The following is a 20,102-nucleotide window of genomic DNA, read 5'->3' as shown; positions in this document are numbered from 1 at the left end:
GAAGTCCTGTCGCGCAAGAAGTTTCATTTTCCAACAGAAACCGTCGATTTCTTGATTTCTCGCCTGAAATCCATCGGCGTGAACCTTGCAGCCGTTGAAACTCTCGTTGGCGATTTTCCCGATCCGAAAGATGTGGTGTTTTTCGAGGTCGCCATGGAGAAGAACAAGACCGATGAAACTTTTCTGGTCACGGGCAACCAGAAGCATTTTCCGCAACACCCGAAAGTCGTCACCCCTGCGGAAATGCTGAGAATTCTGGACAACCTGTAGTCTGCCTAATGTAAAAACAGGGCGTTCCCCGGCCTGGGGCCGGGTCGGGTGCTGCTCGCCTCTCGTCACCCCGGACCTGATCCGGAGTCGGCTCATCGAGCCGCTTGCGCGTCTCGCCACCGCACGGCGGTGCGACGCCCCCTAACGCAGAAGCGGGTGTGAAATGTGTAGTGTGGGGTGTGGAATGATTGTTTATCGGCGGGTTAATCGGAATCCTTGAGGTAACGAACAGAACGAAACCAGCATTAATAAAGAAATCTCTTACAAGACTACTTTCGGATTTCCCGAAAATTTCATCACGCCACGGGAAGACTGGACAAACTTGTCCAAATCATCAAATGTCTTGACGTTGTCCACCAAAGAAGAACGCCACTTTGTATAATCAAAGCGCTCTCGCAACAGGGTTGCTATAAAGAGTTCGGTCTCCATTGCACCCATGTTTTCACTTAGGCAACGCATTCCTTTTTCAATGACATCGACAGAACTAGGGCTCATGGTTTTCCTCCACTTCAAGAATGAAAGTCATGGGATTAAGGATTTTGATTTTATCGGTTTGATATTTAAGTAAGCGCTTGTCGGTCGTCAAAAAATAATCACATTCTGCTATAATTGAACTTGCCACATGACACGCATCCATCAACTTAACGCCAGTCGCCGTAATTTCCTTTGCGAGAGACTTTACTTGTCCATCAACATTTTCACTCACATACGTATGCGTGTAAGTATCTATAAAATCCTGGATATCGTTCCTTTTCGACTCAAATCGGTTGGCCGCATTTTCGGCAACGAGAATATACGACGTGACCAAATCGAACACCCCATTACGAATCTGCTGTTGGATTTCCAATTTAGCCTGAGCCTCTAAACTGACCTTTAGTTGAGACTGGTCGTCGTAAGGACGATTATAGCAACAGTTGTCCAAATATATCTTCAAGCGTTCCATCGAAATCCTCTTCTAAAATATACCTTTCTTTGCACAAAAAAGCAAACACCCCATTTCATATATTCGGGAATATAAGGACAATAACCTAAATCTGTTTTCTTATGGGCGTTCCCCGGCCTGGGGCCGGGTCGGGTGCTGCTCGCCGAGCACCCTCGGCTCATCGAGCCTTGCGATGCGTCATCCTGAGCGAAGCCCGTCAGGGCGAAGTCGATATACGAAACTTGGCAACTTGTTGCCTTAGTTGAGTTAGGTTCGTAGGAGCAGGATCTATCGCAAGTCTCGCCACCGCGTGGCGGTGCGACGCCCCCTAACGCGATTCCAGTGTGGAATGTGTAGTGTGGGGTGTGGAATGACTATTTGACGGCAGCCATGAGTAGGCGCGGTTCAAGGGGTTCAATATTGAAATTATTTTGAGAGTTCTTCTTGGAAGATTTCTTAGACTTGTTTTTCATCTTGGATGTCTTTGTTGAAATTTATTTTAATTTGACACAACGGACGGAAAGGGCGTTAAGTTTGGACTCCACAGAAAGCGCAGACCCGTCTGAATCACGCGAAATATTTTGACTACTAACCACGGTCCCATCATACAACTCTTTGGGATAGAACATAAAGAAGCTATCATCTATATATTCATATCTTTCTTGGTAGAAATACCTGCCCGACCCGGTAAGAGAAAGTCCGCTTTCATTGTTTCCTGTAAAATTATATTCAGAACGCAAGCCATAGACCCCGTATTCCGTACTGCTTCGGGCAACTTCAAAATCATGCCGCGTCATCAAACGCCAGCCTTTTGGGCAAATTCCCTGGTGGTTTGGCCGTATAAGGTCGGCACAACTCTTAGTATTACAGCTGTCATTGAAACCCATCATCTCTGCCCACTGGTAAAGGCCGCCGTAACGGTCGCACTTGGTGGTGTCGTCGTTGTAGCAGTAGCGTTCGATTTTCGTGTCGTCGGTCATGTTTTCGCCAGCCTTCAAGGTGACATCGGCGATATTCAAGTTCTGTGCCATAACGTCTATGGTATCCTTGACACCATCTTCATCTTTGCCCATGATTGTCAGGTAATAATAGACACGGCCATTGCGCGAGTCAGTAAATGTCTTGTAGCGCTCTTCCTCAAACTTTTTCAAAGGCAGAGTTTGGTCGAACGGTTCATAGGGCCCAGAACTGGAACTTTCCGTAGGCACATAAAGCACATATCGTCCATCCACACACAAATATATTTTTCCCGTATTTCCATCTGAAAGTATGCCTTCACAGGGCAACCCAACATAGTCGGTTATTTCACTCGAAGATGAACTCACCGACGAACTAGATACATCCTTCTTGCTGCTAGAAGAATCTCCTGACTTTATGGAACTGGAGCTCTTGGAATCAGAAGAGACTTTTGGTTCTTTTGTGGAACTGCTAGACTTATTCTCACTACTCGATGACTTGTCTTTGGTTTCGTTACTAGACCCATTCGACTCCGCTGACGCTCCGCTCAGGGTGACACTCGAATCAGGCGACTCTACCGATGAACTGGAAACACTTGTTTCATCGGAACTAGCCGACGAAGAATCGTCGCAGGCGGAAAGGGCGAAGATTGCCGCGAGCACCGCCACCCACAAGAAACCAAGACCCTTGACACACTTCATACCATTATCTCCTGTAAAAATTTTCACCACCCACAAACCAAGCAATGTGAAATATGGAATGTGGAATTTATACCGCAAAGTCCATCATCATGCGGGGTTCAAGTTGTTCAATTCGGTAAAGATTAACATCCTTTTTAACTTTATTTTTCATACAAACCCTTTTTGCAGTCTTTTTATTTTCATTGAACATATTGAACCCCTTTTTTTTATTCCTTATCCATTACACAGCGGATAGGAAAGGCCGTTTTTTTGGGATAGTAAGCAACTTTAGTCAAAGTAGCCGTTTTTATGTATTTTTCATCAGTATAAATACGAAATCCTTTAGCCTTATCCGTTCCTAACATATCAACACCATAACCTGCATGAACACTATACCAGAACTCAGTTTGTTCACCTCTATATTTGAATGTTTTTTCGTCAATATACCCAGTTGCTAAAAGAGAAATTCCGGCCTGATTGGTTGCATCTTTTTCATACCACCAAGAAGCTTTAGATAATGCTCGCCACAACACAGTTTGTCCAATGGCAGCATTCCATTCATCATAAGTTAGAATATGCCACCCATCAGGACAAATTCCCTGTTTGTGTATGATGCTTTTCCATCCATCGTTATTAACATCCGGATCCGGATCGTACCAAACAGTATCAGGACACGCAGGACTCGTCCCTACGGGTATGGTATCGCAGGCTCTCGGGAAACCAAAGGTTTCGCTCCACGTGTAGAGTCCACCAAAATAATGGTCGCAATACCATTCGTCATCATCGTAACAGTGCTTCTGCACCTCTGCATCGGAATTCTCACCCAATTTCACAAATGTGCCGTAGTTCAGGTTCTGGGCGAACATCGTCCGAGTATCACCATACCCGTCAACAAAAGTTATCGTCTTATACACATTCCCGTCGCGTTTATCCTTAAATTCACCGTATTCCACATCGGGGTTGAACACGCTGTCGAGATTCGGCCTGGGAATCCACGTTTCAGAAGTGTCTACAACCACTACAAGGGAGTCCCTTACCCACATACCATTTTCGCAATGGTAATATGCCATGGCAACATCAGCAATAAGATTTGATTTTGTGTCACCATCTTGGCAATTACCGTTTAATACATCTGCGGATGAGTTCGATGTATTTTTTTCAGACGACGAACTATTTGTAGCATTTCCTTTTTTGGAAGATGAACTATTCAATTTTGCATCATTCGAAGCATCCTTACTCTGACTATCAGAGGATTCTACTTTCTTAGAACTACTCGATCTATCCCCATCATCACAATCCTTACAAATTGAAGACGAGGAATCAACGGTCGCACTTTCATCCGGTCCATTGCTAGAGGCAGACGACGAATCATCGCAGGCGGAAAGGGCGAAGAATGCCGCGAGCACCGCCACCCACAAGAAACCAAGACCCTTGACACACTTCATACCGTTATCTCCTGTAAAAATTTTCACCACCCACAAACCAAGCAATGTGAAATATGGAATGTGGAATCTATACCGCAAAATCCATCATCAAACGAGGTTCGAGTTGTTCGATTTTGAAATTATTACAGGTGGATTTTGTTTTATTGTTTTTCTTGGACATTGAAAGCTCCTAAAAAAATTGTAAACGAGTCTAATCTTTTTGTTCAACCTTTACACAACGAGCAGAAAAGCCCTGTGTTTTATATTGTTGAGATCTTCCGACGCCCGTAGAAGTTCGACTTTGAGAACCCGCCCAAGCACCTTCATTTTTGTATTCATCTGATTCTTCTGGATAAAACCAATACGTATGTTCATTCAAACTTTTGAATTTTTTATTCCAATTCTCTCCAGCTCCAATCAAGGTGTATCCACTATAATTCAAGCCGCCAAAGAATGTTGCCCGAACATCAGAAACACCATTCTTGTTTTTATCAGCATGTGCAACAATATAAAAGTCGTCGTATGTTAAAAGTCTCCAACCCTTCGGGCAAATTCCCTGATGGTTTTCGTGAATCAAATCTGCACAACTTTCTGTATTACAACGGCTCGGCAATTGCATCATTTCCGCCCATTGGTAAAGTCCACCATAAGTCAAGCAAATCGCAGTATCATTGTTATAGCAGTATTTTTCAATTTTAGATTCGTTAGACTGATTCAACGTTCCATCAATCATTTCGCCAACATTCAAGTTTTCAGCCATAACGGTAACAGAAGCGCGTTCACCTTTTTGATTTTCCCCTGTAATAGTCAAATACTTGTAAACACGATGGTCTCTATCATCTTCAAACTCACTATATGAGAGACTTGGATTAAAGTACTCCCCTTTTACAATACTGCTTGACGATTGAGTAACATTTGAACTAGAACTTGATTGTTTCACGGAAGAACTACTACTTTGGTTCTTGCTTGAAGACGAGCTCACCGATGAACTAGAGTTGTCCTTGTTGCTGCTGGATGAGTCATCGGACTTCACAGAACTGGAACTCTTGGAGTCGGATGAATTCTTTGTTTCTTTCGCGGAACTGCTCGATACATCGGCAGGCTCTGAACCCTTGACACTACTGGAAGACTTGTTTTTTTCTGTAGATTCATTGCCAGACGACTTCTTGTCAACAGACGATGACGACTCTTCCGAATCAGACGACTCTACCGATGAACAGGAAACACTTGTTTCATCGGAACTAGCCGACGACGAGTCATCGCAGGCGGAAAGGGCGAAGAATGCCGCCAACAAGAAGATGGTTATGAGCCGGCCCTTCGGCAAGCTCAGGGACCTTGGAGCAATGAAATTTTTCATAAAAACATCCCCGTCTATAGTTTATCTTGTTAAATATAGGTAATGCCCCTGCCAAAGTCCATACCCCCCCCCATTGTAAAATTTAAGAAACAAAAGTCCAAAATAACGCAGAAAAACAACTTTTTTCAAGGTTTTCCGTCAAAAATTTCCTATATGACTCAACCTGGGACATATAGGAGTCATAACTTGCCAAATGTAGGCATTTTATGGTAGATTTGGGCAAAATAAATTATTCAGCAGAAAAATAATTTTCCTACTAAATAATTCTAAGGACATCTTCCGGCAAAAAAACTATTCCATCCGTCTTGTCGCGAGGTTTTTCTTTCAAAAAAAGAACCGGGACGATTTTTTTATACTTGTGGACGAACGGCAATTTCTGGACCTGCTCATTCAGATGAGCAAACAGGCGCCCCGCATTTTCGCCATTCGTCCATTTGCATTCCCCGACAAGTAGCGTTTTCTTGTCCATGCTTTCGGCAACGACATCGATTTCGATCCGCTCTGACTTGCCGACATTGCCCCACCACCTGGAAGCCACATTGAACATCTCGCCACCGACAACCTGCCCGCTAACCGCCTGCCGGCAAAGGCGTTCCCAGCAAAAACCTTCAAATTCAGGGAAATGCTGTTTTACGATTTCTTCTACGTAATCAATACGCCCCAGTTCCAACAGCGAGCGATACGGGCTAATAAACCGGTAATAGAAATTAATGAACGGGTCGGACAAGTGGTAAATGCCGTGCTTGCTGTTTTTTGGATTTTCACCGAAAGGGATTTCCCGGTCCACAAGCTGCATGGTCACGAGCCTTTTTAAAGGGGCGCTCAAAGTCGCCGCATTCTTTTCGGCACGCGCCGCAATCTCCGAAATTCGGTTCGCGCCGTTCCCGATGATTCCAAGAAGTGTGGAAGCCTGCACCAGGTCGCGCATGTCGTCGCGCAAAATATGCACAGGCTCGTCGTGAAGGACGCCCAAGGGAGAGAGGGCCAATTCCTGCAAGGCCGACTTGAAATTCCGATACCGTTCACGCAATTCCCAATAGCGGGGCACCCCGCCCCAAACGGCATATTCAGAAACGGCCTCCTTTGCCGAAATTTTCAACGCAGAAGGCAAGTAAGAAACCGGAATAGGCTTCAACCGGAGAATTTCATGGGCGCGCCCATACAAGGGCGATTTTTCGTCGAGGGCGACATCGAACATCATCTGTTGCGACGAGCCGCAAATCACCAGGTTGAAGTTCAAGGACTTTTCGTCCAGCAGTTTCTGCAGTGTAGAGGGCAACATCTCGCACGACTTCACAAGATACGGGAACTCGTCCAGGCAGAGCGTAGAACCCTTCGCGCACCTGTAGTTGAAAGCCCTGAAAAGCGACTCCCAGTCGGGGTAAGCAACGGAATCGAAACCCTCATACCGGACTGCAATCGCCATGGCCAGGAAACGCCGCTGGGCGGATTCTTCCGAACGGTCCGCCATAAAATAGATATCGTTTTCCTTCAAGACGCGCTTTAACAAGGTGGACTTGCCCAACCTGCGACGGCCATAGACAACGACAAAAGACGCCCCCTTCCGGGAGAGTTCCGCCTTCAGCCTTTTCGATTCTTCTTCACGATCTAAGAATTCCATACCCCTAATATAACAAATTATTTAGCAGAAAAATAATTTTCCTACTAAATAATTATCGAAATTTAGCCCACTATTGGGCGTTCCCCGCGTTGTCAACGAGGCCCCCTCGTTTTCCGAGGGAGCCTTTTTGACGATATGTCCGTTTATTTCACGAAAGCGGCAAGAAGTTTATGCGCCTCGTCGCCTTCGGCAAAACGGATTTCACCTACGGTATGGTACTCGAATCCCGAGAACTGCTGCAGGTGCAGTGCCGCAAATTCGCGGTCCTGCGAATAGCAGAGATTCAGGCGGAAGTTCCCGTTGTCGCCTGTTTTCGGATGGCCATTTTTTTGAACGACCGCGTCCAGGGCGCTTGGAGAAGCCTCGACAATTTCCTTGACCTTTTGACCCTCCGTAGGGCTGTAGTCCAGGCATATTCCCACAACGGGTGAATTCGTCTTAGTGTAGGTGACATTGGTTTTGAAACCGAAAAACTTCTTTTCGATCTTGATATAGGGCTTATTGAAGAGGGCGTTAGCCATCTCCATCTTGGAAATGTTTTCCATGTTCTTTCTCTTTTTTAAAATGAATGTTATCGCGCACCCCGGCAGGGGCCGCGGCAATTTACCTGTGACTGAGTGTTCGGAGAAAGAACTTGCTAACAGAGCATTCGCTCTAGCGTGTAAACGTAATATTCTTTAGGTTTTTGATAAACTAGCGGCAAAGGGAAGCCGCAATGGATGCAAATAGTTGACCGCGCGATTTTAGTCGCCAACGGTGTTGCCTGTTTGAACGTTGCCGAACTGCGTCCGCCATAGCCTTGAAGGCTACCGCTTCGCGATGTCCGCAATGAAACCTGCCGACCCGATCTGCGCGTAAGCAGTGTTGCATCAGCTGTTGATTCTCGAGACAGGTATAACGGATTATCGGCAAAATCGTGAGCAGTGAAAACTTTCGCACTTTCTGCAACCTGACCAAGTTCAGCGCCGTAATCGTAAACAAAAGAACCCTCGACAATAGCAGAAAGAATCGCGAACAACGCGACTGCAATCATCGACAGAATATTTTGTTTAATATGCTTCATTGTACTAATAATGTACAAATCTACGCCTTCATAAGTTTCGCCGTATAATGCACCACCATCGCAAACAGCACGACGATGGCGATATAGTCCGCGAAAAAGAGGGCGTAGCCGCGTTCCGCATCAAAGAAGAAGAAGGGCTGCTGCAGGAACAAGTATTTCCAAAGCCCGCGAATGGCGAAGGCGTAAATTCCGTAGCCAGCCACAAGAACGGCAACCACGCGGGTTGCGACAAGCACAGCCTTTGACTTGAAAGCGCCCGCAAGCCCCAAGCGGTTTGCAATCAGGCTTACATGCAACCCGATGTGGAGCGATATGAACACATAATACCAGTGGCTTGCGAGCAGGTGTGCCGTGCGGGCAAAACTTGCGCCCGATTCAATCCCGAGCCAGGCGAACACGTGGTTCGAAAGCATAATTCCACTCACCATCAGGAAAATCGCGCACAGAAGAATTCCGCAATTCACGACCGCCTGCAAAATGCGGAATGCGTTGTAGCGGCCCTTGAACAGCGAAAGGAAGAATCGCCGGTTCAGCGTGATGTGCACCGCCCACAGAACAAGCAACACCACGCCCAGAATCTCGTGAATGGCAGTCGATTCAAAGAAATAATTGCCGCCCATCAGCACGAGCGTCGCGACCGTCATCGCGATATCAAGCGGCATACGGATTTTAGCGGAAATCGGCATATCAAGGAATATACATTATTTCGTCTTCATGCCGTTTTTCAAGACTCACTTTAATTTAAGGCCGTCCTTGAACGCTTCGCCGACTCTGCCTCCAACCTTGTAGTACCCGTGAGTATAAGGATCAAATGCAATGGCTTCCAACGAATCGATATCGACCTTTCCGTCCTTGAGATTTACCTCTTCAACAGATGTCCTGACCACCTTGCCAATAACCCCGATTCCTGTGGAATCGTTCTGATACTCGACGAATTCACATTCAATAGCGACAGGCAACTCGTTGATGATCGGTGCGTCCACCAGTTCGGATTTCACAAACGTCATGCCGGACTTCGCAAATTTATCAGGATTTTTATTTCCGCTGACCACACCAAACCAGTCCGCTTCGACTACATGCTTGGCATCCGCAAGATGAACGACAAAGCCCTTTCGTGCCTTGATGTTCTCCACCGTCTTGTGCGTCTCGGTAAGATTGAGGGCGACCATATCGCGATCCAGCATCGTTCCCCACGCAGCATTCATCACATTGACAGAACCGTTTTCGTTAAATGTTGAGATGAGCAATACGGGCATCGGGAAAATGGCTTCTGTCGTCTTGATTTGTTTTTTCATTTGAAAATTTCCTTTTTTTTGTTACACGGATGCAGAAATCCTTCTAAAATATATACAAAATGGCATTGGCAGGCATGTTCTATTATTTCGTCTTCACGCCGTTTTTCTCGAGCCACTTGGCCACATCTTTCGAGAGGCTCAAACCGCCGGAGTAATGCACCGAAAGGCCCTCGCCGATTTTTGCGTTGGGCGCAAGTTTCGCAATCGCGGTGATGCTCTGGCCAAAACGCCCGCCACCGTGGGAGCAGAACGGCAAAATCCGCTTGCCCGCAAAGTCATAACTTTCGAGCAAAGTTGCAATAGGCATCGGTATGCTCGCCCACCAGTTTGGGTAACCGATGATAATCGTTTCGTAATCGGCCCACTTCTTTGCGTCAGGCTTTTTCTTGAGGGCAGGGCGCGCCTGTTTGTGCTGGTCGTTCTGCGCCTGCTTCAAGACGGTGTTGTAGTCGTCGGAATAGGGCTTCACGAGTTCAAGTTCCACCATGTCGGAACCGGTCTGCTTCTTGATTTCGCGGGCCACGCCACGGGTATTCCCGCTCCAGGAATAGAAAACGATCAGCGCACGGGAACTGCCTTTCGGGTTCGACGCCGCCTGCGCCTTTTCGTCCTTAAAGCCCGCCGCTTCTTGAGTCACAAATGTTCCCTTGACGCCTGCACCCGCATTCATGGCGAGTCTGAGCCCCACATTGTAACTCTTGCTGGATTGCTGCATGGCCCCACGATAGGCGCTGCGGAGGTTCTTGCCGAAATCGTTCCAGCCGCCACCGCGATGCACGCGCCTCGTGCCCGAAGGTTTGCCCGCCGGATCAACCGCCACGCTTGTCGAGCCTGCAGAAACACCGTAATCGCCGTAAAAGTCAAAGCACCATTCGCCAACGTTCCCGTAAATGTCATAAAGCCCGAAGGGATTGGGCTTGAATTTGCCCACGGGGAGCGTGTTCCCGCGGTAAACGCCGGGACGTGTTTCCAGGACCTCGTCGTTGAAATAGTTCTGCTCGATTTGATACGGGTAATGCCCGTAAAAATTCACATCGTCGGCACCGGGAGCCTTCTTTGTGTAGAATGGCGTGGTCGTGCCGCCTCGGGCCGCGTATTCCCATTCCGCTTCGGTAGGGAGCCTGTAGCCGTTCGCCTCGCGATTCCAGCTGACCGCATCGCCTTCGATAGCGTAAACGGGAGTTCGCCCGTCGCGTTCGCTTAACTTGTTGCAAAAACGAGCCGCATCGAGCCACGTGATGTTTTCGACAGGCAAGTCGTCACCCTTGAAACTGGAGGGGTTCTCGCCCGTCACTTCGCGGTAAAGCTTTTGCGTCACCTCGTATTTGCCTAGGTAAAAATCGGAAACTTTCACCTTGTGCAGCGTCTCGTCGTTGACGCGCCAGTCCTCGTTTGCGGGGCTTCCCATGTTGAAAGTCCCGCCCTTGATAAGCACGAAGCCGTCGGGCGCAGGTGCCGCCGCAAGCGACACCGCCGAGAACAACAAAATTGCACAAGCCAACAACCTAAACGTATTCATGAGCAAAACCATTCGCGTCATTAGGCCCGATTTTATTTCAACTTCCCGTAGTCTTCGTCGCTCACGGGCTCAAGCCATTCGTTGCGACCGCCTTCGCCGGGAACTTCTATCGCCAAATGCTGGAACCAGGAATCCGGAGCAGCACCGTGCCAATGCTTGACGCCAGCCGGAATGTTCACCACGTCGCCGGGCTTCAGTTCCACCGCCGGCTTGCCCCATTCCTGATAGTAGCCGCGACCCGCCGTCGCAATGAGAATCTGGCCACCGCCCTTCTTGGCATGGTGAATATGCCAGTTGTTGCGGCACGCCGGCTCAAAAGTCACGTTCCCCACACCCACCTGTTCCTTGCTGATCATGTCGAGATAGCTCTTGCCCACGAAATACTTGGCATAGGCGTCATTCGGCTTGCCCACCGGGAACACACTCCAGTCCTTGCCCGGCATGGATTTTGCGGCAGCAACCCCAGCACCAGCCGCGTTCAAGGTCCCTGAGCTTGCCGAAGGGCCTTGTTGGCTTGCCGTCTCAGCCACCGCTTCCTTAAGCAGTCGCAACGCATTCAGCGTGCGCGGGTAACCGCAATACGGCAGGCAGTTGTAAATCGCCTGTTCCACGTATTCGGGTGTACGAATCTTGAGGTTTGCACCGATGTGCGCCTTGAGCTGCGGCTCCGTTCCCAAGTTCACGAGAATCGCCATCGTCAAGAGTTCGCGGGTATTCAGGTCGAGCCCCTTGCGGGTGTAGTAATCGCCAAAGCAGTTGCTCGCAAGGAAGTAGTTGATAGTCGGCATACCGCTCTTGCCGTTCTTCGCCATGTCGCGGAAAGTCTGGCCGAACAACGTTCCCTGCGCATCGGCCCCCGCCTCCAGGCGGGACTGTGCCGTCACCGTCGCACGTTTTTCATCCACCTTCACGTTCTTCGCCTTGAACACGCTGCGGGCAATTTCCACAGCATCCACCGTCCGCGGGAACCCGGTGTAAGGGGCACACTGGTAAATCGCCTCGAGAATTTCTTCGGGAGTAAGCCCCTGCGCAAGCGCCGTCGCCACTTCTTCTTGCAAAAGCGCGCCCGACTGCTGCGTCACAAGCGACACCAGGCGAATCAACTCCACCTCGCGCTTTTCCACAAGCGGGGTCGCCGCCGGAACCTCGTTCTGCGTGAAATTGTCCATCACGGCACGCAGTTCCTTGTCCTGCGAAAGTGCCTTCGCCTCGCCCTGCGGGCAGCAGTCACATGCGGCAAGCACCGCACCCATACCAAGCATCGTCATAATCGTCCCTAGTTTCATGGTTTGTTCCTTATAAATTTACGCTTTTAATATAAATAATTGCGCAAACCCTGCAAAATACCATTTTTTCATGCTCAGTATGCGCAAAACGCATAGTGAAAAATCGTTTCAAACATCATCCACCCCAAATACGTCTGTATGTCATAAGAGAAGCGTAAAAAACGTATTTTTCAAAAAACACTTGATTTTCTCCAGTTAATATATTATTTTTATAGTTATTGGAGGAAATCGTGATAAGAGCCGTATCAGAAATTCTTTCAGACCTTGGTCAAAAATACAGGCAGCCCCAAATGAAGTTGCGCCAAATGACCCTGCGCGGCGAAATAACGCAAGTTATCCGCGGGCTGTACGAGACCGACAAGAACACCCCGGGCGAAGCCCTTGCAGGGGCGATTTACGGCCCGTCGTATCTTTCCTTCGATTATGCCCTTTCAAGGCACGGGCTCATTCCCGAGGCCGTGCATCTCTTTACTTCCGCATCGTTCAAGAAGAACAAGACCAAACTGTACAAGACGCCCTTCGGCGAGTTTTCGTATTCCGATGTCCCGCCCGACGTCTTTCCGCACGGAGTCAACATCGAAAACGCAGAAGACAGGCCCTACGCAATGGCCACCTGCGAAAAGGCCCTTTGCGACAAGCTCTACAAGGAGCACCCGATTGCAGGCAAGCGCGCCATGGAAACGTTCCTGTTCGAAAACTTGCGCATCGAAGTCAGTGATTTTCGGAACCTGGATTTCGACTTCATCGAAAAGGTTGTCCCCTTGTACAGAAAGAAGAATCTACAAATTCTATCCAAGATGAGGTAGGCATGGCTCACGTACTTGATTCAATGCTTGCGAAATATAATTGCAAAAACGTTTCGGACTACAGGAACGCCCTCAAGGAAATTTCGCAGGAAGTCGCCCTGTGCGGACTTTCACGTGGAGGGTTCTTCGACAAGGCAGCCTTCTATGGCGGCACGGCGCTCCGCATATTCTATGGGCTGGACCGTTTTTCGGAGGACCTGGACTTTTCGTTGATCAAGCCAGACGAAGGTTTCGAGCTTTCACGTTATTTTGGCGTGCTTGAAGAAGAACTCTACTCTGTCGGCCTGGAGATGTCAGTCGAAGCGAAAAGCAAGCCGCACGGATCTCCGGTGCAGTCGGCCTTTCTCAAGGGCAATACGCTCAAGCACTTGCTTAAAATTGTTCCCGCAAAGCACTCCCCCTTGCCCGTTCCCGGGAACGAAATCCTGAAAATCAAATTCGAGGTGGACACGAATCCGCCAGAGTCAGCCACCTACGAAAGCAAGTATCGGCTGCTGCCATCGCCTTTCATGGTCCGCCTCTACGACAAGCCCTCACTTTTTGCGGGCAAACTCCACGCGTTACTTTGTCGCGGATGGAAAAGCAGGGTCAAGGGTCGCGATTTCTACGACTTTGTATGGTATATCTCGCAGAACACGGGCGTAAACTTGCCGCACCTGCAAAAAAGAATGGAACAGACCGGGCACTGGAAAAGTGCGGACACCTTGACTTTTGATGGACTCAAGGATCTACTAATGGAACGTTTCCACTCCGTCGATTTCGAGGAGGCAAAAAGGGATGTCCGACCGTTCATTGCCGACAGCGACAAACTGAATCTCTGGAGCGAGAACTTTTTCTGCGCCATCACCGAAGAATGGAGACAATAAGCCAGTTCCGCCCATAAGGCGCAAGCCACCTACTTCAACTACTTCACCCACTTGTCGACTTCTTTCTGGGCTTTTTCGCGTTCGTTCTGGGCCACGTGTCCGTAGATGGCGAGGCCTGCGGTCACGTTCGCCCCTGTCACCTTCTTGAGGCGCTGCACACCCGAAAGGCCGCTGCCTTCGTGGGTCACAAACGGGTGAATCGTCTTGCCTTTCAGGTTATACTTCTCGAAGAAAGTGAACATGGGCATGGGCATTTCGCCCCACCACACCGGGTAGCCGACGTAAATTTCGTCGAATTCTTCGGGGTTCACGTTCACCGGCTTGATGGCCGGGCGCGCGTCCTGCGCAAGTTCCTTCTTGGCCACGTTGATGCAGTCGTCGTAGCCCTTGGGGTATTCCTTCGCGGGTTCCACGTGCAAAAGCGTGCCGCCCGTCTTTTTCGCGATCATCTCAGCAATGATTTCGGTATTGCCCTTGGAAATGTTCCCGACGGTGTAGTTTTCATCGGCACGGGAATAGTAAACGACGAGGATTTTCTTTTCTGCTGCCATAGAGACTCCTAGAAGAAGTGATAAAAGAATCAAGGTGATTTTTTTCATGGAATCCGCCTTTTTCGTTAAAAATTCTTTTGAACCGGTTGCCTTTAATATAAATAATTTCAGGACGGCCGCGTAATGCGTAATTTTTATGCCCACTATGCGTGTGGCGCATAGTGAACAAACGGTCGGAGGCATCAAGGCATTCGCGAACAGGGAGTAAAAAGCTGGGCGTTCCCCAGTCAAGGGCCAGGTCGGTACGACAGCTCTTAAATTACACTGAAATCAATGAACTTGTAAAAGCCCGCTTTTTTCGCTGCTTCAAATTCACCTTCGTCAAAGGACTTGTTTGCTAGACCTTCTCTAATGATTTTGATAAAGGTTTCCTTTAGCGGATCAAGGTCGTTCTTTAGTTTGTTGATGGATTCGCCTATGTTTGCTAGCAAGGTCAGACACGCATTGAATACCATCTGATCTTCTTTCTCAAGAAGTTCTTCCGTGGAATGAATATCCCGTGTATATTTTTGAATTTTCAACAGGGATTCGAGCATTCCCAATAAGTGGAAAAGATCGTTCCTGGGGTCATTCGACACGGATGGACTCCTTGCTTGCTCGATACAGGATAATGGGGTTTGCGAACTTCTCTATGACGACATCCACGGACTTGCCAGTTTTTTCGGAAAGTTCCTTTCGCAAGGACAACAGGTCATTGTAGTCCTGGAAATCACGGACTAGCAGGTCGATGTCGTTGGGAGTTGCTGTTCGAACAGACGAACCGAAAACAAAGACATCCTTCAGGCGATACTTCGCAAGAAGTTTGTTTTCACGGAATATCCGTAATATGTTTTCGGCGAACACCATAGTTTTCCCTTATTATTACATTTCCAATATACATTTTTCTGTCCGTTTGTGCAACAAGACTAGTGTGGCTTAGGACTGATTTCAGTAATGTTTGCGAATCTACAGAGAAAAAATTACCACCATAACCAATGTCTTATGGGCGTTTCCCGGCCTGGGGCCGGGGCGGGTGCTGCTCGCCTCTCGTCACCCCGGACCTGATCCGGGGTCGGCTCATCGAGCCTTGCCGCTCTGTCACCCTGGAGCGGAGCGATAGGGTCCACGGCAAGTCTCGCCACCGCGTAGCGGTGCGACACCCTCCCCTAAAGGGGACCATAGCCACTAAGCAGTAAAACTGCAAGTGGCTGGAGGCCTAACGCAGAAGCAATGTGAAGTGTGGGATACGGAATTATCATTCCGTATCCCACATTACACATTTGTCATTATTCACGACGCAACGGACGGAGCGGTGACCACCCTTTACGGCGAGAAGTCCCTGGCCTTCTGCTCCAAAAGCCTCAGGTTCAGGCACCGCTTGCGGATATGAAACGATTCGATGGTCATGCACTTCTTGTGTAGAATTTTTGCATTTTCAACAATTCTTTCTTCATTCTGGTTGACCCACGCGAGTTCCTGCCTCAACAAAACAAGGTATTTGCTCTTTTCAGACGGACTTCCATAGGCATCATTGTTCAAAATAGACTCGTGGGCAAGTGGAGCAGCCTGAGCAGAAGGCACAGGAACAATATGTTTCAAATCAATGACCGCCACAGGTTTCTTGACCATTTTTTCCGCATCGGTCTCATTGTGCAGATAAACCTTGTAGAACAAGTTCGTTTCTCGAAACTCCGTATGCTTCTGTTTTCCAGAAGAAATCGGGGCGTAATAATCAATTTGACCCACGGAGAACAACTTGCCGAAAAACGGCTTGAACTTGCCGCCATACCCGTCCAGGGATGGGACAAACGAATCGAACTCGCGTAGATAGTCAAGGTAAGCCTTGTCCAACAAATACCACTGCATTCCGTCTCCTTACAAAAAAAGATGTGATTGCTCACATCTAATAAAATTAAGCGGATTTTTACGGAATCCGTGAAACCAGCATTAGGCACTCTTTTACGGGGAGTTTGAGAACCTTCATTAGACGGGTTTTTACGGAACCCGTGAAACCATCTACTTATAATATACTAAAAAACAACGCAAAAGTCAATACCCCTGGTGATTTTGCTCTAAATTTACACAACAGACTGAAAATTTATTCGTTCTTCAAGTTCTTCGACTGTTTGCGCCTTTGCATTTGCAAAGGCTCTTTGGACATTCAATTTTACATTGGGGGCGTTCCCCGGCCAAGGCCGGGTCGGGTGCTGCTCGCCTCTCGTCACCCCGGACCTGATCCAGGGTCGGCTCATCGAGCCTTGCCGCTCTGTCACCCTGGACCCTGGAGCGAAGCGATAGGGGATAGGGTCCACGGCAAGTCTCGCCACAATGGTGCGACGCCCCCTAACGCGATTTCAGTGTGAAATGTGAAGTGTGGGGTGTGGGATGATTATTCGACGGCAGCCATGAGTAGGCGCGGTTCAAGGGGTTCAATATTGAAATTTCTCTGCAAGTTTTTTTGGGAAGATTTCTTAGACTTGTTATTCATCTTGGATGTCTTTGTTGAAATTTATTTTAATTTTACACAACGAACAGAAAGTGCGTCCAATCTTGGATTTCCCGAAATTCCCGACATATCGCTATCACGGCTAATGCATTGGCTAAGAGCCCTGAGAGAACCATGATACAGATATTCTACGGGATAATACATATAAAACGCCTCGTCTATGTCATCAAAGCCTTTCTGATGATCATAGACACCCGCCCCAGTAAGAGATAGTCCGCTTTCATTAGTTCCAGAAAAAACATAGCCGGAACGGAGGCCGGTTGCACGTTTATCGGTGCTTGTCAGAGCAATTTGGAAATCATTAACATTCATTATTCGCCAGCCTTTGGGGCAAATGCCCTGATGGTTTGGCTGTATAAGGTCGGCACAACTCTTGGTATTACAGCTATCATTAAAGCCCATCATCTCCGCCCACTGGTAGAGTCCGCCATAGCGATCGCAGTTCGTAGTGTCATCATTATAGCAATAGCGCTCAATTTTCGTGTCATCGGTCATGTTTTCACCGCCCTTCAAGGTGACATCGGCAATATTCAAATTCTGCGCCATAACATCTATGGAATCCTTGACATAGTTCGTATCACGGCCGACAATCGTCAAGTAGTTGTAAACACGGCCGTTACGCGTGTCAGTAAAGGTCTTATATTTATCGGATAACCACCCATTCAAAGGCAGAGTTTGATCAAACGGTTCATAGGGTCCGGAGCTGGAACTTTCTTCGGGCACCCAGACCTTGTACTTATAATCTTCACCACATACATAGCGAATTCCTGTTCGCCCATCGCGATAGGTGGACCCTATGGTTTCACATTCCACACCAGTATAATCAGTGATTTTACTGGAAGAAGAAGTAACCGACGAACTGGACTTATCCTTGTTACTACTAGAAGAATCACTAGTCTTTACAGAACTGGAACTCTTGGAATCGGACGAGTCCTTTGTTTCTTTCGCGGAACTACCTGACACTTCGGCGGGCTCGGAACCCTTGACACTACTGGAAGACTTGTCTTTTTCCATATTTTCGTTACTAGACCCATTCGACTCCGCTGACGCTCCGCTCAGGGTGACACTCGAATCAGGCGACTCTACAGACGAACTGGAAACACTTGTTTCATCGGAACTAGCCGACGACGAATCGTCGCAGGCGGAAAGGGCGAAGAATGCCGCGAGCACCGCCACCCACAAGAAACCAAGACCCTTGACACACTTCATACCATTATCTCCTGTAAAAATTTTCACCACCCACAAACCAAGCAATGTGAAATATGGAATGTGGAATTTATACCGCAAAATCCATCATCAGACGGTTGCCAAGCTGTTCAATTTTGAAATTGTTCATTCCGCGATCGTATTTTTCTTGGCCTTATGTCATCCTTATTATGAATTCGTTAGTCAACCTTTACGCAACGGACAGAAGAGCCTGTCACTTTATCACCATATCCCAAATAAAAACCTGTATCCGATTTACTATTACAGCCAGATCCACCTCTTGTAAAACGAGTTGTGTGCTCTGAAGGATAAAACCAATAAGCAGTTTCATTTAATTCTTCAAATTGTCCTTCATTTGTTCGATATCCCGAGCCAATCAGGCTATATCCGCAATAGTTATGTCCACCGAACGCTTGGGCGCGCACCCCCTCCACAAGTGGATTAACGTTTCCGTCTGCATGAACTACGATGTAGAAATCGTCGTATGTCAGCAAACGCCAACCATCTGGGCAAATTCCTTGGTGATTTGGCTTAATTTGGTCGGCACAACTCTTGGTATTGCACTCACTCGGCAACTGCATCACTTCCGCCCATTGGTAAAGTCCACCAAATTTATCGCAATTCGTTGTATCGTCATTATAACAATAACGTTCTATTTTTGAATCATCGCTTTGATCTTCAGCACCCGAAACATCAATACCGACATTCAGATTTTCAGCCATAACCGTCACAGAAGCAGACTCACCTGCCTGATTTTTTCCATTTATTGTAAGATAATAATATATGCGCCCGTTGCGTTTATCTGTAAATTGTTTATAGGCACCGGAAAGAAGACTATCCGAAGAAAAAACCTTTTGATGATTGTAGGGTTTATACTCACTGCTACTAGAAGCAACCGATGATGAAGACGGCTTCACGGAAGAACTGGACGACTTTACGGAACTACTACTTTGCTTTTCACTCGAAGACGAACTCGACTTATCCTTACTACTGCTAGAAGAATCACCCGACTTCACAGAACTTGAACTCTTGGAATCAGAAGAGACTTTTGTTTCATTTGTGGAACTGCTAGACTTATTCTCACTACTCGATGACTTGTCTTTGGTTTCGTTACTAGACCCATTCGACTCCGCTGACGCTCCGCTCAGGGTGACACTCGAATCAGGCGACTCTACAGACGAACTGGAAACACCTGTTTCGTCGGAACTAGCCGACGAAGAGTCATCGCAAGCGGAAAGGGCGAAGAATGCCGCCAACAAGAAGATGGTTATGAGCCGGCCCTTCGGCAAGCTCAGGGACCTTGGAGCAATGAAATTTTTCATAAAACATCCCCGTCTATAGTTTATCTTGTTAAATATAGGTAATGCCCCTGCCAAAGTCCATACCCCCCCCCATTGTAAAATTTAGGAAACAAGACAAAAGTCCAGAATAACGCATAAAAACAACTTTTTTCAAGGTTTTCCGTCAAAAATTTCCTATTTGACTCAACTTAGGACATATAGGAGTCATAACTTGCCAAATGTAGGCATTTTATGGTAGATTTGGCGAATTATACAAGACATCCAAAGTGATTGATTTTGGAATCTGCCTGGCGCAGGAATTGGGTTTTAGACCGAGCGATGTCACGAAGGTAAGCATCGGTGACTTGCGGGTCTTAGAGGATTCCTTGAACAGCTTGACTTTTTCAAGGAGTTCCGTCAAGTAATGCTGCGTGACTTCGTAGGGGCTGGTCGAAAACTTCATTTCACAGATGTTGATGACGTTGTCGATGCGGTCGATCAGAAGGTCGAATTG

27 protein-coding genes are annotated in these 20,102 nt (G+C 47.8%); 5 read left to right on the top strand and 22 right to left on the bottom strand.

Features of this window, described 5'->3' with window-relative positions:
* A partial coding sequence (locus B2310_RS03725; RefSeq protein WP_414655105.1) for a PIN domain-containing protein occupies positions 1-270 on the top strand: 270 nt, incomplete at its 5' end.
* A 261-nt stretch (positions 271-531) separates the two neighbouring features.
* Here B2310_RS03725 and B2310_RS03720 read toward each other — a convergent pair.
* From B2310_RS03720 to B2310_RS03710, 4 genes are all read right to left on the bottom strand, one after another.
* Positions 532-765, bottom strand: a complete 234-nt coding sequence (locus B2310_RS03720) for a hypothetical protein (protein WP_073054800.1) — start codon at positions 763-765, stop codon at positions 532-534.
* Positions 755-1,213: a type II toxin-antitoxin system VapC family toxin gene (locus tag B2310_RS03715; protein WP_073054798.1), complete on the bottom strand. Its 459-nt coding sequence runs from the start codon at positions 1,211-1,213 to the stop codon at positions 755-757. The genes B2310_RS03720 and B2310_RS03715 overlap by 11 nt, the downstream gene beginning before the upstream one ends.
* Before the next feature lie 353 nt (positions 1,214-1,566).
* Positions 1,567-1,665 (bottom strand): LEPR-XLL domain-containing protein, encoded by a 99-nt coding sequence (locus B2310_RS13395; RefSeq protein ID WP_367280930.1) that lies wholly within the window; start codon positions 1,663-1,665, stop codon positions 1,567-1,569.
* Between the two features lie 21 nt (positions 1,666-1,686).
* Positions 1,687-2,343, bottom strand: coding sequence for an FISUMP domain-containing protein (locus tag B2310_RS03710; RefSeq protein WP_290728777.1), 657 nt, complete (start codon positions 2,341-2,343; stop codon positions 1,687-1,689).
* 223 nt (positions 2,344-2,566) lie between these two features.
* On the opposite strand from B2310_RS03710, the gene B2310_RS03705 reads away from it, so the two are divergent.
* Entirely contained in the window at positions 2,567-3,085 is a 519-nt protein-coding gene (locus B2310_RS03705) for a hypothetical protein (RefSeq protein WP_290728775.1), read from the top strand.
* Here B2310_RS03705 and B2310_RS03700 read toward each other — a convergent pair.
* The 3 genes from B2310_RS03700 to B2310_RS03695 all read right to left on the bottom strand — a co-directional run bounded on the left by B2310_RS03700 (position 3,057) and on the right by B2310_RS03695 (position 5,193).
* Positions 3,057-4,274 carry an FISUMP domain-containing protein gene (locus B2310_RS03700; protein ID WP_290728773.1) on the bottom strand — a complete coding sequence of 406 codons (1,218 nt, stop codon included), beginning with the start codon at positions 4,272-4,274 and terminating at the stop codon, positions 3,057-3,059. The two genes, B2310_RS03705 and B2310_RS03700, sit on opposite strands and share 29 nt — an antisense overlap.
* A gap of 67 nt (positions 4,275-4,341) precedes the next feature.
* Positions 4,342-4,434: an LEPR-XLL domain-containing protein gene (locus B2310_RS13390; protein WP_366140415.1), complete on the bottom strand. Its 93-nt coding sequence runs from the start codon at positions 4,432-4,434 to the stop codon at positions 4,342-4,344.
* Positions 4,435-4,464: 30 nt separating this feature from the next.
* Positions 4,465-5,193 carry an FISUMP domain-containing protein gene (locus tag B2310_RS03695; protein WP_290728772.1) on the bottom strand — a complete coding sequence of 243 codons (729 nt, stop codon included), beginning with the start codon at positions 5,191-5,193 and terminating at the stop codon, positions 4,465-4,467.
* A 22-nt stretch (positions 5,194-5,215) separates the two neighbouring features.
* On the opposite strand from B2310_RS03695, the gene B2310_RS03690 reads away from it, so the two are divergent.
* Positions 5,216-5,653 (top strand): hypothetical protein, encoded by a 438-nt coding sequence (locus B2310_RS03690; protein ID WP_290728770.1) that lies wholly within the window; start codon positions 5,216-5,218, stop codon positions 5,651-5,653.
* A 213-nt stretch (positions 5,654-5,866) separates the two neighbouring features.
* Here the strand turns inward: B2310_RS03690 and B2310_RS03685 are convergent, their stop codons facing one another.
* From B2310_RS03685 to B2310_RS03655, 7 genes are all read right to left on the bottom strand, one after another.
* On the bottom strand, positions 5,867-7,231 hold the full coding sequence (locus B2310_RS03685; RefSeq protein WP_290728768.1) for an ATP-binding protein: 1,365 nt from the start codon (positions 7,229-7,231) through the stop codon (positions 5,867-5,869).
* Between the two features lie 143 nt (positions 7,232-7,374).
* Positions 7,375-7,776, bottom strand: a complete 402-nt coding sequence (locus B2310_RS03680; RefSeq protein ID WP_290728766.1) for a hypothetical protein — start codon at positions 7,774-7,776, stop codon at positions 7,375-7,377.
* Between the two features lie 92 nt (positions 7,777-7,868).
* Positions 7,869-8,294, bottom strand: coding sequence for a hypothetical protein (locus B2310_RS03675; protein ID WP_290728764.1), 426 nt, complete (start codon positions 8,292-8,294; stop codon positions 7,869-7,871).
* A gap of 20 nt (positions 8,295-8,314) precedes the next feature.
* Positions 8,315-8,980, bottom strand: coding sequence for a DUF4405 domain-containing protein (locus B2310_RS03670; protein ID WP_290728762.1), 666 nt, complete (start codon positions 8,978-8,980; stop codon positions 8,315-8,317).
* A gap of 45 nt (positions 8,981-9,025) precedes the next feature.
* On the bottom strand, positions 9,026-9,589 hold the full coding sequence (locus tag B2310_RS03665) for a flavin reductase family protein (RefSeq protein ID WP_173348095.1): 564 nt from the start codon (positions 9,587-9,589) through the stop codon (positions 9,026-9,028).
* 82 nt (positions 9,590-9,671) lie between these two features.
* Complete coding sequence (locus tag B2310_RS03660) at positions 9,672-11,129, bottom strand: flavodoxin (protein ID WP_290728759.1); 1,458 nt, start codon at positions 11,127-11,129, stop codon at positions 9,672-9,674.
* A gap of 11 nt (positions 11,130-11,140) precedes the next feature.
* Entirely contained in the window at positions 11,141-12,394 is a 1,254-nt protein-coding gene (locus tag B2310_RS03655; protein WP_290728757.1) for a carboxymuconolactone decarboxylase family protein, read from the bottom strand.
* Between the two features lie 290 nt (positions 12,395-12,684).
* On the opposite strand from B2310_RS03655, the gene B2310_RS03650 reads away from it, so the two are divergent.
* Together B2310_RS03650 and B2310_RS03645 are read left to right on the top strand one after the other, a co-directional pair.
* Entirely contained in the window at positions 12,685-13,200 is a 516-nt protein-coding gene (locus B2310_RS03650; protein WP_290728755.1) for a type IV toxin-antitoxin system AbiEi family antitoxin domain-containing protein, read from the top strand.
* A gap of 2 nt (positions 13,201-13,202) precedes the next feature.
* Positions 13,203-14,066, top strand: coding sequence for a nucleotidyl transferase AbiEii/AbiGii toxin family protein (locus B2310_RS03645; protein ID WP_290728753.1), 864 nt, complete (start codon positions 13,203-13,205; stop codon positions 14,064-14,066).
* A gap of 38 nt (positions 14,067-14,104) precedes the next feature.
* Here B2310_RS03645 and B2310_RS03640 read toward each other — a convergent pair whose 3' ends face one another.
* The 8 genes from B2310_RS03640 to B2310_RS03610 form a co-directional block, all read right to left on the bottom strand.
* Complete coding sequence (locus B2310_RS03640; protein ID WP_290728751.1) at positions 14,105-14,617, bottom strand: flavodoxin; 513 nt, start codon at positions 14,615-14,617, stop codon at positions 14,105-14,107.
* Positions 14,618-14,871: 254 nt separating this feature from the next.
* The gene (locus B2310_RS03635; protein ID WP_290728749.1) at positions 14,872-15,153 is read right to left on the bottom strand and encodes a hypothetical protein; all 282 of its coding nucleotides are present in this window, start codon (positions 15,151-15,153) and stop codon (positions 14,872-14,874) included.
* 31 nt (positions 15,154-15,184) lie between these two features.
* Positions 15,185-15,463 carry a nucleotidyltransferase family protein gene (locus B2310_RS03630; RefSeq protein ID WP_072813035.1) on the bottom strand — a complete coding sequence of 93 codons (279 nt, stop codon included), beginning with the start codon at positions 15,461-15,463 and terminating at the stop codon, positions 15,185-15,187.
* A 456-nt stretch (positions 15,464-15,919) separates the two neighbouring features.
* Positions 15,920-16,462 carry a type III toxin-antitoxin system ToxN/AbiQ family toxin gene (locus B2310_RS03625; RefSeq protein WP_290728747.1) on the bottom strand — a complete coding sequence of 181 codons (543 nt, stop codon included), beginning with the start codon at positions 16,460-16,462 and terminating at the stop codon, positions 15,920-15,922.
* A 523-nt stretch (positions 16,463-16,985) separates the two neighbouring features.
* Positions 16,986-17,084 carry an LEPR-XLL domain-containing protein gene (locus B2310_RS13385; RefSeq protein WP_414655104.1) on the bottom strand — a complete coding sequence of 33 codons (99 nt, stop codon included), beginning with the start codon at positions 17,082-17,084 and terminating at the stop codon, positions 16,986-16,988.
* Positions 17,085-17,105: 21 nt separating this feature from the next.
* Complete coding sequence (locus tag B2310_RS03620) at positions 17,106-18,311, bottom strand: FISUMP domain-containing protein (protein WP_290728745.1); 1,206 nt, start codon at positions 18,309-18,311, stop codon at positions 17,106-17,108.
* Between the two features lie 176 nt (positions 18,312-18,487).
* Positions 18,488-19,630 carry an FISUMP domain-containing protein gene (locus B2310_RS03615; RefSeq protein ID WP_290728743.1) on the bottom strand — a complete coding sequence of 381 codons (1,143 nt, stop codon included), beginning with the start codon at positions 19,628-19,630 and terminating at the stop codon, positions 18,488-18,490.
* 208 nt (positions 19,631-19,838) lie between these two features.
* On the bottom strand, positions 19,839-20,102 hold a 264-nt coding region (locus B2310_RS03610), incomplete at its 5' end, for a hypothetical protein (RefSeq protein WP_290728741.1).

Origin of the sequence: Fibrobacter sp. UBA3629, from assembly GCF_002374005.1 — a bacterium.
In the GTDB taxonomy this organism is placed as follows: domain Bacteria; phylum Fibrobacterota; class Fibrobacteria; order Fibrobacterales; family Fibrobacteraceae; genus Fibrobacter.
This window is presented reverse-complemented; position numbering and strand designations above follow the sequence as displayed.

What these genes read in the sequence shown, in the direction of transcription:
- B2310_RS03720 (WP_073054800.1), bottom strand. Translation starts at nt 765, where the DNA reads ATGAGCCCTAGTTCTGTCGATGTCATTGAAAAAGGAATGCGTTGCCTA.
- B2310_RS03715 (WP_073054798.1), bottom strand. Translation starts at nt 1,213, where the DNA reads ATGGAACGCTTGAAGATATATTTGGACAACTGTTGCTATAATCGTCCT.
- B2310_RS13395 (WP_367280930.1), bottom strand. Translation starts at nt 1,665, where the DNA reads ATGAAAAACAAGTCTAAGAAATCTTCCAAGAAGAACTCTCAAAATAAT.
- B2310_RS03705 (WP_290728775.1), top strand. Translation starts at nt 2,567, where the DNA reads ATGGAACTGGAGCTCTTGGAATCAGAAGAGACTTTTGGTTCTTTTGTG.
- B2310_RS03700 (WP_290728773.1), bottom strand. Translation starts at nt 4,274, where the DNA reads ATGAAGTGTGTCAAGGGTCTTGGTTTCTTGTGGGTGGCGGTGCTCGCG.
- B2310_RS13390 (WP_366140415.1), bottom strand. Translation starts at nt 4,434, where the DNA reads ATGTCCAAGAAAAACAATAAAACAAAATCCACCTGTAATAATTTCAAA.
- B2310_RS03685 (WP_290728768.1), bottom strand. Translation starts at nt 7,231, where the DNA reads ATGGAATTCTTAGATCGTGAAGAAGAATCGAAAAGGCTGAAGGCGGAA.
- B2310_RS03680 (WP_290728766.1), bottom strand. Translation starts at nt 7,776, where the DNA reads ATGGAAAACATTTCCAAGATGGAGATGGCTAACGCCCTCTTCAATAAG.
- B2310_RS03675 (WP_290728764.1), bottom strand. Translation starts at nt 8,294, where the DNA reads ATGAAGCATATTAAACAAAATATTCTGTCGATGATTGCAGTCGCGTTG.
- B2310_RS03670 (WP_290728762.1), bottom strand. Translation starts at nt 8,980, where the DNA reads ATGCCGATTTCCGCTAAAATCCGTATGCCGCTTGATATCGCGATGACG.
- B2310_RS03665 (WP_173348095.1), bottom strand. Translation starts at nt 9,589, where the DNA reads ATGAAAAAACAAATCAAGACGACAGAAGCCATTTTCCCGATGCCCGTA.
- B2310_RS03660 (WP_290728759.1), bottom strand. Translation starts at nt 11,129, where the DNA reads ATGACGCGAATGGTTTTGCTCATGAATACGTTTAGGTTGTTGGCTTGT.
- B2310_RS03655 (WP_290728757.1), bottom strand. Translation starts at nt 12,394, where the DNA reads ATGAAACTAGGGACGATTATGACGATGCTTGGTATGGGTGCGGTGCTT.
- B2310_RS03650 (WP_290728755.1), top strand. Translation starts at nt 12,685, where the DNA reads ATGAAGTTGCGCCAAATGACCCTGCGCGGCGAAATAACGCAAGTTATC.
- B2310_RS03645 (WP_290728753.1), top strand. Translation starts at nt 13,203, where the DNA reads ATGGCTCACGTACTTGATTCAATGCTTGCGAAATATAATTGCAAAAAC.
- B2310_RS03640 (WP_290728751.1), bottom strand. Translation starts at nt 14,617, where the DNA reads ATGGCAGCAGAAAAGAAAATCCTCGTCGTTTACTATTCCCGTGCCGAT.
- B2310_RS03635 (WP_290728749.1), bottom strand. Translation starts at nt 15,153, where the DNA reads ATGCTCGAATCCCTGTTGAAAATTCAAAAATATACACGGGATATTCAT.
- B2310_RS03630 (WP_072813035.1), bottom strand. Translation starts at nt 15,463, where the DNA reads ATGGTGTTCGCCGAAAACATATTACGGATATTCCGTGAAAACAAACTT.
- B2310_RS03625 (WP_290728747.1), bottom strand. Translation starts at nt 16,462, where the DNA reads ATGCAGTGGTATTTGTTGGACAAGGCTTACCTTGACTATCTACGCGAG.
- B2310_RS13385 (WP_414655104.1), bottom strand. Translation starts at nt 17,084, where the DNA reads ATGAATAACAAGTCTAAGAAATCTTCCCAAAAAAACTTGCAGAGAAAT.
- B2310_RS03620 (WP_290728745.1), bottom strand. Translation starts at nt 18,311, where the DNA reads ATGAAGTGTGTCAAGGGTCTTGGTTTCTTGTGGGTGGCGGTGCTCGCG.
- B2310_RS03615 (WP_290728743.1), bottom strand. Translation starts at nt 19,630, where the DNA reads ATGAAAAATTTCATTGCTCCAAGGTCCCTGAGCTTGCCGAAGGGCCGG.